The following is a 1533-nucleotide window of genomic DNA, read 5'->3' on the forward strand; positions in this document are numbered from 1 at the left end:
ACCGAAGTGAGTTCTCATATGCGAGGGTGATTGAACGGCGAGTGCGCTGGGGGCATCCCGAAAGGTCCAGTCCCTGAATCCCATAAAGAAAGGAGGAATCCCACGTGAAGTTGTTTGTCGGGATTGACGTGAGTTCGCAAGATTTAAAGGTGTGCATCATGGATAGTGGCGGCGATACCCTCCAAGCGTTCACGGTGCTCAACAACTACCACGGTGCCTGCCACCTGCGGGATCAGATCCTTGCCCACGCTGACCGCATCAAGCCATCGGAGATTCACATCGGTCTGGAATCAACATCGGTTTACAGTTGGCACCCCGCCATGTTCCTGCATGAGGACAAGCTTCTCAGCGAGCGGCATACGAAGGTATTTACCATTAATCCGAAGCTCATTAGCAAGTTCAAGGAAGCCTATGTGGACCTCGATAAGAACGACCGCATCGATGCCTGGATTATTGCAGACAGGCTGCGTTTTGGAAGGCTGCCGATGACCGTTGTCGCCCAAGAGCAGTACATCGCTCTTCAAAGACTGACCCGCATGCGGTTTCACCTCGTCCACAACCTGACACGAGAGAAGCAGTACTTTCTCCAGCACCTGTTCTACAAGTGCAGTGCGTTCTCCGCGGAGGTGGAGAGCTCCGCCTTCGGCCATGCCATCACTGAATTGCTCCTTGAGAAATACAGCCTGGATGAGATCAGCTCGATGGATGTGGCGGATTTAGCCGACTACCTCAAGGATAAGGGCCGTAATCGATTCCCTGATCCGGAGGGTGTAGCGAGGTGCATCCAGAAAGCCGCGCGTGCTTCCTATCGTCTCTCAAAAGTCGTCGAGGACTCCATCGATATCATCCTGGGCACTTCTATCGAAGCCATTCGAAGTACGCAGAAGCAAATCAAGGAGCTCGACAAGGCGATTGAACGCATTATCGCCGGCTTACCCGGTGAAAACGTCCTGAAGACGATTCCCGGTATCGGCCCGATCTACAGCGCTGGTATTATCGCCGAAATCGGTGACATCCATCGCTTTGATGATCAAGCCGCTCTGGCGAAGTACGCTGGGCTTACTTGGCGAAAGAATCAGTCTGGCAAGTTTGAAGCCGAAGAAACGTCCCGTATTAAATCCGGCAACCGGTTTCTGCGTTATTACCTGGTTGAAGCTGCCAACTTGGTAAAGAACCGCGACGCAGAATTCGGAGAGTACTACCGGAAAAAATACAACGAAGTCACGAAGCACCAACACAAACGCGCCCTCGTCTTAACCGCAAGAAAACTTGTGCGTCTGGTCGATGTGCTGCTACGCAACGACCAAGTCTACACGCCGCGGAGGAAGGTGACTAACGCCTAAAGCTTCTCACCTACTTTCTGCGAAGCCCATTGGGAATTCCCAGTAAAATCGAGGTATATCCTGGAAAAATCACTCGATTTTACTCAGGGTTTATTTCGTGATGCCATTTTTCCTGACTCAAAGCGATTTTCCATCAAAAGAATTTCCAATTACCGCGAATCAGGGACTTGACATCTTACCGCTGGACTTT

General features: G+C 51.5%; 1 protein-coding gene. It reads left to right on the forward strand.

Annotated features, from left to right (window positions below; all coding sequences use genetic code 11):
* The first annotated feature begins 104 nt into the window (after nucleotides 1–104).
* Nucleotides 105–1343, forward strand: a complete 1239-nt coding sequence (locus JMF85_RS27755; protein ID WP_127610828.1) for an IS110 family RNA-guided transposase — start codon at nucleotides 105–107, stop codon at nucleotides 1341–1343.
* The last annotated feature ends 190 nt before the right edge of the window (nucleotides 1344–1533 follow it).

The sequence above is a fragment of the Paenibacillus sp. EPM92 genome (assembly GCF_016586185.1).
GTDB classification, from domain to species: Bacteria; Bacillota; Bacilli; order Paenibacillales; family NBRC-103111; genus Paenibacillus_G; species Paenibacillus_G validus.